The organism is Pauljensenia sp. C0254C2 (assembly GCF_056583835.1).
On record NZ_JBWPJO010000004.1, the window covers coordinates 13,092 to 26,503 of the forward strand.

The window sequence follows — 13,412 nt, forward strand, 5'->3', positions numbered from 1 at the left end:
GCCACACTTTGAGGCGAACCTCGTGGTGGCTTACGTTACGTCCACCAGAAGCGTCTCAGCTCCTCGCGAAGAAATGCGCGGTCAGAGCCGTCATTGAGACGCATGACTGGGGGTGATCACTTACAATCGAGACAGGAATTGTGCCTGCCTGACACACGTTTGAGAGTAAATGGATAGTAAAAGAAACATGGTGCCCAGCTCCGATCACGACTTCGCCGCTCCTGCACCGCGCATCCCCTCACCGAATCCCACACCTCGCCGGATCGGAGTGTATGCGCGTGAAGGCGGAATCGACGTTGCTGTTGTGGCGCGCCATGCGACGCGCGTGGATCTGTGCATCCTGGCAGATGACGGTACGGCACATGAAAAGCGCTGGTCATTGCTCGGACCCGAAGACGGAATCTGGCATGGGCACCTGGACGGCGCAGGCCTGGGAACGCACTACGGTTTCCGAGTCCACGGCCCGTGGGATCCTGACGCCGCAATGTTTCACAATCCGGCAAAACTTTTGCTGGACCCCTATGGGCGCGGCCTAGCCGGTTCGGTCCAGATGGGGGCTGCCGTTCACGCGCACACCGTTGACGAGGACCTGTACCCGGCAACCTATCCGCTGGAACAGTCTGACCTGAACTCAGCACCCTACATGCCGCACTCGGTTGTCGTGTCCACGCAGTTCGACATTGCCGACAAACCGCGCACACCGTGGGACCAGACCGTGATCTATGAGCTGCACGTCAAGGGCTTCACGCTCAATATGCCTGACATTCCGGATGACCTGCGGGGAACTTACGCAGGACTGGCGCACCCCGCAGCGGTGGACTATCTGAAGAAGCTGGGCATCACGGCTGTGGAATTGCTGCCCATCCACGCCAAACACGATGAGACGTTCCTGATTGAACGCGGGTTGACGAATTATTGGGGTTATTCGACGCTGTCGTTCTTTGCCCCTGAACCGTCGTACGCTACCGAGGCTGCACGCAGGCGCGGCGCTCAGGGTGTGATTGATGAGTTCCGAGGCATGGTGTCGATCCTGCATCAGGCCGACATCGAGGTGCTTCTGGACGTGGTCTATAACCACACATGCGAAGGGTCGGAAACGGGATCGACACTGTCGTGGAGCGGTTTTGATGCACCGCTGTACTATCGATTCGATCATGGGCGCCCTCGTCGCATGATCGACGTGACGGGAACGGGCAACTCGCTGAACACGGACGAGCCACTGGCCATGAAAATGGTGCTGGATTCACTGCGCTACTGGTCGCGCGAAATGGGGATCGATGGCTTCCGCTTCGATCTGGCGGCCACGCTTGGACGCTTCTCAACGGGCTTTGCGCCGATGCACCCTCTGCTTATCGGGATCGGAACCGATGAGGACCTGTGCCAGGACAAGCTCATTGCCGAGCCGTGGGACATTGGCCCGGGCGGGTGGCAGACCGGTAATTTCCCCTCACCATTTTCTGAGTGGAATGATCGTTACCGCGACACGGTGCGCGAGTTCTGGCTTTCCGATTTCAGGTCCCTGGCAATGGGTCGCGGTGCGATCGGCCCGATGAAGCTGGCCACACGCGTGTCCGGCTCTTCTGATCTGTTTGCTCACGGTGGTCACCGTTTTGACGGACCGCGGCGCTCCGTGAATTTCGTGACAGCTCACGACGGGTTCACCCTGGCTGACCTGACCGCTTTTGATCACAAACACAACATGGCGAACCTGGAACAGAACCGCGATGGTACGACGAATAATCATTCGTGGAACCACGGCATTGAGGGCACTATTGCGCAGACTCCGGTCGATGACGCTCACGACGCGCTGAACGGGTCGCCAGCCAGCTCTGACTTCCTGCAGGACATTTACCCCACGCGTCACAGGAGCCAGCGCAATTTGCTGACGACGCTGCTCACCTCGTCTGGTACTCCGATGATTGTGGCGGGCGATGAGTTTCAGCGCACGCAATTCGGCAATAACAACGCCTACTGCCAGGACTCTCCCATCTCATGGATCGATTGGAACATGTCGGACTCGCAGAAGCAGCAGCTCGCCACTGTTCGCTGGCTGCTGGCCCTGCGACGTCATCATCCGGTCTTGCGTCCCTCCCTTTTCGCAGATGGCAGGATAGCTGAGGGCGATGTCATAGCCGATCTGGGGTGGTTTGATCGTGACGCTCACGACATTGCGCAGGATGGCTGGGCTCAGGAGCACAACCGTGTCTTCCAGATGCTCCGTTCGGGGTATCAGCTGGGTGACCGCGACGCCCTCGTTGTGGTGAATGGAACATTGGATGTTGCCACGGTTCGTCTGGTGAGCGGGCGCGGCTCTGACTGGTACGTCGTCATGGATACCTCCTGGTCGTGCCCTTCCGATGGCGGTATCAACGTCGAGGGAGACATCGAGCGCCTGGAACGCGGGCTTCCTGACAGACTGGAAGTTGTCCGTTGTGGGGACGAAGTGACGATCGAGCCACAGTCCGTGATCGTCATGTTGTCAGCACGCACCCCTCATCATTCGGTAGACTACGGGCGTGACTAGTAGTGAAGACCAACTTGAAAATTCCACCAACCACGCTTCGCTGGAACGGGCAAAGGCCCGATCCGTTGAACTTGAGGAAGCCATTGATCAGGATCCGTCGCGATTCCGCATCCTCACCGGCGACCGGCCGACCGGAAAGCTGCACCTGGGGCACTATTTCGGCACGTTGAAGAACCGCGTGGAACTGCAAAACCGCGGCGTTGAAACGTGGGTTCTGGTGGCCGATTATCAGGTCATCACTGACCGCGACGCTGTTGGCCCGCTGCGCCAGCGCGTCCTGGGCCTCGTTGCCGATTACCTGGCCGTGGGTATCGACCCAAAGCGCAGCATCATCTTCAACCACTCGGCAGTGCCGGCACTGAACCAGTTGCTGTTGCCGTTCCTGTCATTGGTCACCGAGTCTGAACTGCATCGCAACCCTACGGTCAAGTCAGAGCTTGATGCGACGAACGGTCGCGCCATGTCGGGATTGCTGCTGACCTACCCGGTGCATCAGGCCGCAGATATCCTGTTCTGCAAGGCGAACCTCGTGCCGGTGGGACAGGACCAGCTCCCCCACCTGGAGCAGACACGCCTGATCGCTCAGCGTTTTGACCGCCGCTACGGGCGCGCCGACAAGGAGCATCCTGTTTTCCCGCGCCCTGACGCGTTGCTGTCGAAGACTCCGCTGCTGCTGGGCACCGACGGCAACAAGATGTCAAAGTCTCGTGGCAACACGATCGAGCTGGATATGACTGCCGATGAGACGGCGCGTGTGCTCAAGAAAGCCAAGACTGATCCTGATCGCGTCATCACCTATGACCCGGAGAATCGACCCGAGGTGTCGAACCTGTTGATGATGGCGTCACTGGCCACTGGCGAGGATCCCCACGCCATTGCCGACCGTATCGGCGATGGTGGCGGCGGCACGCTCAAATCAGTCGTGACCGACGCGCTCAACGAGTTCCTCGCGCCGATCCGCGAGCGCCGTGAAGAGCTGGCCGCTAACGAGGATTACCTGCTGGAGGTTCTCCATCACGGTGATGAAGTCGCCAATGAGCAGGCTGATCGCACGCTGGCTGAGGTGCGTCGCGCGATGGATATGGTGTACTGAGCGAGCCAAGGTTTGCGTAAGCTGGCCATTTTTAGATCAGCTTTTCCTTGCTAGAAACCCGCTTTGACCTGCGATAATGTGCTCTCATGAGTACTGTTGTCGAAGCGGTGCGCAGTGAACGGCAGGGCTTCATTTCCTCCAAGCTCAACTGGCTGCGTGCAGGAGTGTTGGGAGCCAATGACGGCATTGTGTCGATCGCCGGTCTACTGATCGGCATCGCCGCTGTCGACCCCACGAACACACATGCCATCGTGATTGCCGGAATCGCCGGTATCGCCTCGGCAGCACTGTCAATGGCAATCGGCGAATACGTATCGGTATCCACTCAACGTGACACTGAGCGCGAAATTGTCCGCCTGCAGCACGTGGCACAGAGCCGCAATCCCGGCCACGCTTTCAACGAGATCAAGCAGGTATGTCTGCAACGCGGCATGAGCGAGGAGAGCGCGCACCAGGTTGCCTCGGACCTGTCCTCACATGAGCCGGTCAATGCCGTCATTTCATTCAAGTACGGCATCGATTCGGATTCACTGACCAGTCCGTGGGCTGCGGCCGGCAGCTCCTTCATCGCATTCGTCAGCGGTGCTGCCCTGCCGATGCTGACAATGGTTCTGGCTCCCCCACCGCTTCGCATCGTGTCAACCTTTGTGTCTGTATTTGTGGCTCTCGCATTGACAGGGTGGATCAGCGCGTGGCTGGGACGCTCTCCGCGCCAGAGGTCGGTCCTGCGACTGGTGTGCGCCGGCAGTGCGACAATGATCATCACCTACGCGATCGGTCGACTGCTGGAAAGTGCGTCAATGGTGTGATTGACGAGATCGCGATGCCCGTGCTACACTGCTTTACTACAGACTCAATACTAACGACGTAGTTGGAAAGCAGATACGGTTGCGCTCGTGTCAGATAGGCGCGCCGCCATGGGAAGAATCTCGATCAGTATGGGGAGTGATCCAGTACTCATGCACACATCCATCACGAATCACATGCGCGCCACGCGCATTCTTCTGATCGCAGCAGGACTCTTATGCATCACAGCGACCTGTCTTGCACTGTTCGTCCTCACGCCCAGCACGCAGGCAAACAGGACTGAAGCGCGCAATCCTGATCTTGCACAATACGCTCAAAGCGCCGATATTCCAGAGCAGATCACCACTCAGGCACAGCAGGAAATGGCACAAGTGGGCGAGGAATACCCGCCCGGCGCCACCCCTCCCACCGTTGCCGACCTGCTTCCATGGGCAGTAGGCGCTGAAGTGGATTCAGTAAGCACCGATCACATTCAGTACACGTCCGGCGCCGATAACCCCGTAGCAATGCGTCAGGCACAGCAAACTGACCCGTCTGCCGACACTCCCGTCACAGTCGTCACCGCCGAAGGAGATGTTGCGGTCCTCGCAGCCCTTGACTGGGAGTGTGCCTGGATCAAGGAATTCGTTATCGCCACGAACAGTGGAAACGCGGACCGTGTGAACACAGCAGTGACGCAGATCAGCAAATTCCCCGATCTTGACGTCATCCAGCGTTTTAACCCCGAAGTCGGTGAAGGACACGCCCGTGACGTCATTCCCCGTATCCAGCAAGGAGACGTCGAATTTGCGAACTATTGGCTCGCTACGACATGTAGCGAGCCTGAATAGTTCAGCGTGACAGGATCACTGGTCGATCGGGGCTGCCTCAAGCTTCCACACCTCGCGCGCATAGTCGCGGATCGTGCGGTCCGATGAGAAACGTCCCGACTTCGTGATGTTGACCCATGTCTTGCGTGCCCATGCCTGGCGGTCACAGTAGTCACGCGCCATCTGGTCGCGAGCCGTGCGGTAGGCATCAAAATCACCCAGCACGTAGTACACGTCGGCCGGATCGTAACTACCTTCCAGCAGTGACAGACGCAGGTCATGGAAATCACCTGTGCCGCCGTCATCCAGCGTGCCGTCAGTCATTGCATCGAGCACACGCTTCAGTCCAGGTACGTTTTCATAGTGCCAGCGCGGATCGTATGTGCGGCGCAGCTCAGGCAACTCATCTTCCGTGGCACCGAAGATGTAGGCGTTATCCTGGCCAACAGCGTCCAGAATCTCCACGTTCGCACCATCGAGCGTGCCCAGCGTCAGTGCACCGTTCATCATGAACTTCATGTTCGAGGTGCCCGACGCTTCCTTGCCGGCAGTTGAAATCTGCTCAGACACGTCAGCAGCCGGAATGATGTGCTCAGCAGGCGAGACGTTGTAGTTTTCCACGAAGACAACTGTGATGCGCCCGTCAATGTCAGGATCGTTGTTGACCAGATCCCCGATTGAGTTGATCAGCTTGATGATCGCCTTGGCACGCACATATCCCGGCGCTGCCTTCGCACCGAAGATGAACACGCGCGGCGGCAGATCCAGTGACGGATCCTCCTTGAGGCGGTAGTACAGGTCCAGAATGTAGAACGCATTCATCAGCTGGCGCTTGTACTCGTGCAAACGCTTGATCTGCACGTCGAAGATCGCATCAGGATTGACCTCAATGCCCTGGCGGTTCTTGATCCACTGAGCAAAGTCAACCTTGTTGTCATGCTTGATGTCGATCAGTCGCTGCAGAACACTCTCGTCAACGCTGTCAGTGAACTGTGCGAGGACGTCAAGATCGGTGACCCACTGGTCTGAGCCGGTCACCTCGTCAAGCAGGGCGGACAGGCGCGGGTTGCACTGACGCAGCCAGCGACGAGGGGTCACACCGTTCGTCTTGTTATTGAAGCGCTCGGGCCAGATGTCATGCCACTGACGCAGCGTTTCGCGCTTGATAATTTCTGTGTGCAGCGCGGCCACACCGTTAATCGAATACGACGCATAGCAGGCGATCCACGCCATGTGCACCATGTTGCCCTGGACCGGAGCCATGTAGTTGATGGTTCCCTCGTCGATGGCGCGCTCAGTCATGTCGATGCGGAAGCGGCGGTCGATTTCGCGCACAATTTCCATGATGCGCGGGAAGAGGCGATCAAAGATCGATGTCTCCCACTTCTCCAGCGCTTCAGCCAGCACCGTGTGGTTCGTGTACGCGAACGTGTGACTGACGACGTCCCATGCTGCTTCCCACGTCCAGCCGTACTCATCCAGCAGGATTCGCATCAGTTCGGGGATAGCCAGAACCGGGTGAGTGTCGTTGAGCTGAATCGCGTTGAAATCAGCCAGAGTTGTCAGGTCGCCCTCGTGCTGGGCAATATGGTTGGCAACAATGTCGTGCAGCGAGGCGGCGCAGAAGAAGTACTGCTGGCGCACGCGCAGGATCTTGCCCTCGAACGTGGAGTCATTGGGGTACAGCACGCGTGAAATGTCGGCGACGGCTTCACGCTCGACAATGGCGTCAGTGAAGCGCTGCGAGTTGAACGCGTCGTAGTCGAATTCTTCAACCGGCTCTGCACGCCACAGTCGCAGCGTTCCCACGTTGCGTGTGCCGTATCCGGTGATCGGCATGTCGTAGGGAATGGCTCGCACATCCATGTCGGCATAGTGAATGATGCGCTGTTCTTCCTCGCGGCGCACAATGAAGGGGTAGCCCTCCTCCATCCACGCATCGGGCTGTTCACGCTGGAAGCCGTCCTCAAACAGCTGCTTGAACAGGCCGTAGCGGTACAGGATTCCGTAGCCGTTCACCGGGTAGTCCAGTGTGGCGCATGAGTCGAGGAAGCAGGCTGCCAGTCGCCCGAGGCCACCGTTGCCCAGCGCTGCATCCGGTTCCTGTTCCAGGACATCGGACAGCGTCTGGCCAAAAGAATTGACGATCTTTTCTGCTTCGTTCGTCAGGCCGAGGTTCGACAGGTTATTCAGCAGGGCGCGACCCATCAGGAATTCGGCCGAGAAATAGTGTTCCCGTCGTTTGGTTGCATACAGACGGTTGGTACGATCCCAGTCGCTCGCGACGCGGTCAACAACTGCCGCAGAAAGGCCCTGCCACATTTCCATGAGGGTGGAGCGATCTGCTGGTCGACCTGAAAAGGAGCGGACTTGCGAAGTGGCTGCATCAGCCAGGCTATAAGACATCTAGTAATCAATCCCTTCAGTTAGACACGCTGCAGCAGCTGAAGCACCCGCGTGTAATACGCTGAATCATTCTCACACACAGCAGTCTAGTGGTCCCTGCATTCAGCGTCGAATGGTGAATAACTCCGCTGAATGCATGGTGAGAAAATTTCATTGACGTTTCACGTGGGGTCTCGAACGTGTCATGGCTCAGTCACGTTCAGCCTTGATGCGACCACAAGATACGGCATGGGAATTCTTCTCGGCGATGCGCACACCACCCATGGTCCCCCACGTGCCTCCCAAATTCAGTACCCTAACAATGTGAGCCACAAATCTTCTCGACCACTCGACATGACCGTGACACGCATCCCCGCGGTGGAACTCTCCCCCGTTGTGGAAGGCGGGCGACTTCCAGCCAAGGCGACCGCCGGTGAGCCATTCCCCATTCGCGCAACGGTGTTTCGCGAGGGACACGACGCCTATCAGGCCGAAGCGGTCCTGATTGACCCCGACGGACATGACCACACGATTGCTCCAATGGTGGATATTGCACCCGGTCTGGATCGCTACGAGGCATGGGTGATGCCTGACCGACCCGGCAACTGGTCATTTTGCATTCAGACGTGGTCAGATCCCTACGCTACGTGGCGACATGATGCCACCATTAAAGTCGATGCCGACATCGACGCTGACCTCATGCTGGAAGAGGGCGCACGCCTGTTTGAGCGCATGATCGAAGGGAGGGCACTGGCCAATTCTGACCAGCAGGGTCTGGCTGAGCCCCATGCGCGCGTCCTCCACAGTGCAATCTCCATCATGCGCGATGCCACCCGATCAAACCAGCAGCGCCTGTCGGCCGGTATATCGTCTTCTGTGCGCCCCATTGTGCGTCAGTACCCACTGCGTGACCTGGTCGGTCGCACTGAGGCCTATCCGCTGCATGTCGCGCGCACCCGCGCCCTGGTGGGCTCCTGGTATGAGATTTTCCCTCGCTCAGCCGGAGCATTCCAGCGCCCTGATGGCACATGGGTCTCAGGCACACTGCGCACCGCAATTGAGGAACTCGATCGCATCAGTGCGATGGGATTTGATGTCATCTACCTCACACCAGTTCACCCCATCGGCACGACGTTCCGCAAGGGCAAGAACAATACGCTGAATGCTCTGGAAACCGATCCTGGTTCCCCCTACGGCATCGGGTCAGATGAAGGGGGCCACGACGCGATTCACCCTGACCTGGGAGATTTTGACGATTTCGATGCATTCGTCGCTGCCGCATACGAACGCGGCATGGAGGTCGCACTCGACTTTGCCCTGCAGTGTTCACCGGATCACCCGTGGGTCAGGGACCATCCCGAATGGTTCTCGCAGCGAGCCGACGGCTCCATCGCGTATGCGGAGAATCCGCCCAAGAAGTACCAGGACATCTACCCCATTAACTTCGATCACGATCCTGAAGGCCTGTTCGAAGCGATCCACGACCTGTTCCGCCTGTGGATCGCACACGGCGTGAAGATTTTCCGAGTGGACAACCCGCACACCAAGCCAGTGAACTTCTGGAAACGCATGATGGACACGCTGCATCGCGAATATCCAGACGTGATCTGCCTGGCTGAAGCGTTCACTCGCCCCGCCATGATGCGCACGCTGGGTGCCGTCGGTTTTGACCAGTCCTACACGTACTTCGCGTGGCGTACCTATAAGAAGGAGATCGAAGAGTACCTCAAGGAAGTCTCCGAGCAGACACCGCACCTGATGCGCCCGACATTCTGGCCGACGACGCACGATATTTTGACGCCGCAGATGACCGAGGGCGGCACCGCCATGTTTGCAATCCGCGCGATTCTGGCCGCATGCGGCGCTCCGACGTGGGGCATCTACTCCGGCTACGAGCTGGTCGAATCGGTACCGCGCCCCGGTTTTGAAGAACAGATCAACAACGAGAAATACGAGTACCGTCCGCGCAGGTGGGAGGATGCGGAGCGCACGGGTATTCCTCAGTTGCTCACCCTGCTCAACACTGCACGAGGGCGACATCGTGCCCTGCAGCAGCTTCACCAGATCAGCATTCACCGTACATCCAACGACCAGTTGCTGTGCTTCTCACGGCACATTCCCGGACAGTTCACACCTGATGGGAACTCGGACACGGTGATCGTGGTGGTCTCACTGGATCCGCATCATGAAGTGTGGGGCTCTGTTGACCTCGATGTCAACGCGCCCGGCATGGAGCTGCTCAACGCTGGCCACGGCGGCGGGTTGAACCTTGTCGATGAACTGGACGGCATGGAGTACCGCTGGGGTGCGTCGAATGTGGTGCGGCTGAGCCCGTGGACCCGCATCGGACACGTCTTTGGGGTTGAACAGCAACAGTAGAATGCACCGCGCGCCTCCAGGCGCCGCGGGTCCCACTCGCCGGGCATGAAATGCATACACACCGTGCATCAGCGCGCCGTAACTGGCAGTATGATGCCATGACCGTTGATGATTCATCGCGCGCTGAACTGGACGCCGCACCTGAGACGACGACCGCCACCTCCAGCCACTATGCGCAACTCTCACCATTCCACAATATGACGGTGGACCAGCCACACGAGGATGAAGCCGCCCTCGTCCCTGTGGCCGACGACCCCAGTTGGTACCGCCACGCAGTCTTCTATGAGCTGCTGATCCACTCTTTCCAGGACTCCAACGGCGACGGCGTGGGTGACATTCCCGGCCTGATCTCGCGGCTCGACTACCTCAAGTGGCTCGGTATCGATGCAATCTGGCTGCCCCCGTTCTTTCCTTCCCCTCTGGCCGACGGCGGCTACGACATTTCCGACTACAAGGGCATCGACGAACGCTTCGGCACGATGGATGATTTCCGTGCCCTCGTGGAAGCCGCACATGAACGAGGCCTGCGCATCGTGCTGGACATGGTCATGAACCACACGTCCGACCAGCACCCGTGGTTCCAGTCCTCACGCTCCGACCCGAACGGACCGTACGGCGATTTCTACGTCTGGCGTGACCGACCCAACGAATACGCCGACGCGCGCATCATTTTCGTGGACTCGGAAGTATCGAACTGGACGTGGGATGAGGAGCGCCACCAGTTCTTCTGGCATCGTTTCTTCTCACACCAGCCGGACCTGAACTATGAAAACCCTGCGGTGCGCGAAGCCATGAAAGACGTGGTGCGTTTTTGGTGCACCACCGGTGTGGACGGCTTCAGGTTGGATGCCATCCCCTACCTGTTCGAAGAAGAAGGTACGAACTGCGAAAACCTCCCGGCCACGCACGAGTTCATCGCGGACCTGCGCGCAATGGTCGAAGAAGAGTTCCCCGGCACCGTCATGATTGCCGAGGCGAACCAGCCGCCTCACGAGGTTGTCGCCTACTTTGGAACCGATGAGGCACCCGAGTGCCATATCTGCTTCCACTTCCCGATCATGCCGCGCATTTTCGCCGCACTGCGCGAAGAATCCTCCCACGGGCTGCGCGAAATCCTGGCTGCCACCCCTCCCCTGCCCAAGGGTGGCCAATGGGGTGTTTTCCTGCGCAATCACGATGAACTGACCCTGGAGATGGTCACGGACGAGGAACGCGCCAGGATGTATGAGTGGTACTGCCCTGAAGAGCGCATGCGTTCCAATGTCGGTATACGTCGACGACTCATGCCGCTGCTGCATGCCTCGCGCCGCGAGGTTGAACTGGCCTACGCGCTGCTGCTGTCCTTGCCCGGTTCCCCGTTCCTGTTCTATGGCGATGAGATCGGTATGGGTGACAACGTGGATCTGCCTGACCGTTTCGGCGTGCGCACCCCTATGCAGTGGGATGACACGCCGACGATGGGCTTTTCCGATGCCCCGCAGGATCAGTGGTTCCTGCCGGGAATTTCATCACCGACCTATGACCAGCGCGCAGTGAACGTGGCCGAGCACGCCACCCGCCCGACCTCGATGCTGAACTGGACGCGCAAGATGCTGAACACGCGCCGCAAGCATGCGCCGTTCGGATTTGGTGACATGACGCTGCTGTGGTCCTCTGACGATGCTGTGCTCGCGTTCTTGCGCCGAGACGAATCCGAAACGATTCTGTGCGTCAACAACCTGTCCACTGAACCGCACTCCGCGAAGATCCACCTGCCCGGCATGGCCGGCTGGCATCTGTACGATCTTGGATCGGGCAACGCGTTCCCGGATGTGCGTGACGATGAGACGGTGGACATCACGCTGCCGCGCCACGGCTTTTACTGGCTGGGCGTGACGTTCCTTGAACCAGAAAGTGAGGAAGAAGATGAGTAACGCACCGTCTTCCATTCAACTCCTGGAAGCGATCGCCCCGTGGCTCACGTCGAGGCGATGGTTCCCACGCACCAGCGACCGCACATTGCAGGTCATTGGCGAGCTCAATGCCGATTCAGGCTATCTGGAACCGCCGGGAACTCCGGAGTCCGATTCCGGTGATTTAGCGTCAGTTCGCCTGCTGATCATCCAGGCCGGCTCGCAACTGCTCAACGTCCCCCTCGTTCTCGTTCCGCAGGCCGGAGACGACGTTGCCGAAACGTTCGACAATCCTGCGACGGACGTTGACGAGGGCGACCCCATCGGATCGATTGGTGACCTGAGTATTCTGGACGGCGTGTCGGTGTGGGCATTTTGGGACACGTGGCTGGCGATGGGTCGTGCCGTTGGAACGGTGGATGCTGACACCGTTGAACGCATGCGCGACATGCGTGACCAGGTACAGGTGTATGGAGGCGAGCAGTCGAACACCTCGGTTATTTTCCGAGGTACCACAGACGAGACTCCTGGAATCATCGCGAAGGTACTGCGCGTGCTCACGGAGGGTGCTCACCCGGATGTTGAGGTGCCCACCGCGCTATGCGAGGCTGACTGGAACCACGTGCCACGCGTTTTCGGCTACGTTGCCGTCCCGGCACGCGTGCGTTCGTGGCCCAAGAAGGAATCGGAACTGTGTGTGGCGACCATTATCAGTGAGCTGGTACGCGATGGGCGCGACGGTTTCGTCTTCTTTGTCGATGGTGCCTCCCGCGGTGAAGATCTTACCGAGCAGGCACGTTCACTGGGTACCGTGACAGCTCAGATGCATGAGATTCTGGCGAGGGCTCTGCCCACTGCTGACGGGCCGACGCCATCGCAGATCGCTGCGCGGGTGCGCAACAACCTCGATGCTGCGCACGCTGAGGTCCCTGGCCTGACCGGCGAACTCGTGGATACATTGGGCCGCGAGCTGGACCAGCTCGCACAATGGGACGAGCCGCTTCAGGCGACCCGCATTCACGGCGACTACCACCTGGGGCAGACCCTGCTCAGCGATGATGGGTGGAAGATTCTGGACTTCGAGGGCGAGCCGCTGCGCCCCCTGGCCGAGCGCACCGCCCCTGACCTGCCGCTCAAGGACGTTGCCGGGATGCTGCGTTCCTTCGACTATGCGATGGCGCAGGCACGACGCCTTGCCGATGATGACTCAGCGATTGACGATGCCGTCGCTCACGAGTGGGTCAGCCAGCACCAGCGTGCGTTCCTTGAGGGGTATCACGCTGATTTCTCGGGTCGCGACGACGCACTCATGACTGCACTGATCATTGAGAAGGCAGCCTATGAGTCGATCTACGAACATAGGATGCGTCCAGACTGGCTGAGTATTCCCCTCGATGCGCTCACCGAACTGGCTGAGCGGTAAAACGGTCGACACGTGGAGCACATCGGACGGTCGTTTGTTGCAAAGAACGCCACGACCGTCCGAACGGCCACGCCGTGACCGTGTGCATGGGAAAATGAGG

General features: G+C 59.1%; 8 protein-coding genes. 7 read left to right on the plus strand and 1 reads right to left on the minus strand.

Annotated features, from left to right (window positions below; all coding sequences use genetic code 11):
- The first annotated feature begins 169 nt into the window (after positions 1–169).
- The 4 genes from glgX to AC1DA5_RS04170 all read left to right on the plus strand — a co-directional run bounded on the left by glgX (position 170) and on the right by AC1DA5_RS04170 (position 5,254).
- Complete coding sequence (gene glgX, locus AC1DA5_RS04155; RefSeq protein ID WP_257590276.1) at positions 170–2,524, plus strand: glycogen debranching protein GlgX; 2,355 nt, start codon at positions 170–172, stop codon at positions 2,522–2,524.
- Positions 2,517–3,617, plus strand: coding sequence for a tryptophan--tRNA ligase (gene trpS, locus AC1DA5_RS04160; protein ID WP_092648667.1), 1,101 nt, complete (start codon positions 2,517–2,519; stop codon positions 3,615–3,617). The genes glgX and trpS overlap by 8 nt, the downstream gene beginning before the upstream one ends.
- Before the next feature lie 86 nt (positions 3,618–3,703).
- Positions 3,704–4,426: a VIT1/CCC1 transporter family protein gene (locus tag AC1DA5_RS04165; protein WP_480289323.1), complete on the plus strand. Its 723-nt coding sequence runs from the start codon at positions 3,704–3,706 to the stop codon at positions 4,424–4,426.
- Between the two features lie 150 nt (positions 4,427–4,576).
- The gene (locus AC1DA5_RS04170) at positions 4,577–5,254 is read left to right on the plus strand and encodes a hypothetical protein (RefSeq protein ID WP_092648669.1); all 678 of its coding nucleotides are present in this window, start codon (positions 4,577–4,579) and stop codon (positions 5,252–5,254) included.
- 15 nt (positions 5,255–5,269) lie between these two features.
- Here the strand turns inward: AC1DA5_RS04170 and AC1DA5_RS04175 are convergent, their stop codons facing one another.
- The gene (locus AC1DA5_RS04175; protein ID WP_058236971.1) at positions 5,270–7,639 is read right to left on the minus strand and encodes a glycogen/starch/alpha-glucan phosphorylase; all 2,370 of its coding nucleotides are present in this window, start codon (positions 7,637–7,639) and stop codon (positions 5,270–5,272) included.
- Positions 7,640–7,972: 333 nt separating this feature from the next.
- Between AC1DA5_RS04175 and AC1DA5_RS04180 the strand changes: the two genes are divergently transcribed.
- The 3 genes from AC1DA5_RS04180 (at position 7,973) to AC1DA5_RS04190 (ending at position 13,312) form a co-directional block, all read left to right on the plus strand.
- A complete protein-coding gene (locus AC1DA5_RS04180; protein ID WP_480289432.1) occupies positions 7,973–9,997 on the plus strand; it encodes a maltotransferase domain-containing protein in 2,025 nt (674 codons plus the stop codon).
- A gap of 197 nt (positions 9,998–10,194) precedes the next feature.
- Positions 10,195–11,910, plus strand: coding sequence for a maltose alpha-D-glucosyltransferase (treS, locus tag AC1DA5_RS04185; RefSeq protein WP_058237816.1), 1,716 nt, complete (start codon positions 10,195–10,197; stop codon positions 11,908–11,910).
- On the plus strand, positions 11,903–13,312 hold the full coding sequence (locus AC1DA5_RS04190; RefSeq protein WP_058236973.1) for a phosphotransferase: 1,410 nt from the start codon (positions 11,903–11,905) through the stop codon (positions 13,310–13,312). The genes treS and AC1DA5_RS04190 overlap by 8 nt, the downstream gene beginning before the upstream one ends.
- Positions 13,313–13,412: the final 100 nt, after the last annotated feature.